The 344-nt window shown below is 68.9% G+C and carries 1 pseudogene; it reads right to left on the bottom strand.

What is annotated here, in order from left to right:
- Positions 1–344, bottom strand: a pseudogene (locus PA598K_RS35415) (STM4012 family radical SAM protein); the annotation flags it as partial.

Below are 344 nucleotides of genomic sequence, written 5' to 3'. Positions count from 1 at the left end.
CCGGACCTCCGGGGAGATGAGCCAGTCGCCGATCGCATCGGAGTAGGCCATCCCCTCGTCGCTGAGCCGACAGACCGTGCCGTCCGCCTCCAGCTCCGCCAGCCCCGTCTCCAGCAGTCGCGTCAGCTCGGGATGCGCCGCGAGCGCCTCCGTGCCGAACCGCTCCCGGTACCCCGCCAGCTCCAGCCCCTCGCGGTGCAGCAGCGCCTTGAGGATATAGCGGCGGCTCTGCTCCTCCGCAGACAATGCGAAGCCATAGTCCACCTCGCGATGATCCGCTCTGCCGACATAGTCGGCGATGATGCTCTCGGTTGCCCGACGGCTGACGCCGTACGGCGTCGCAT

It is taken from the genome of Paenibacillus sp. 598K, assembly GCF_003851045.1.
GTDB lineage: Bacteria > Bacillota > Bacilli > Paenibacillales > Paenibacillaceae > Paenibacillus_D.
Note: the sequence above shows the minus strand (reverse complement) of the source record. Positions and strands in the feature narration are given on the sequence as shown.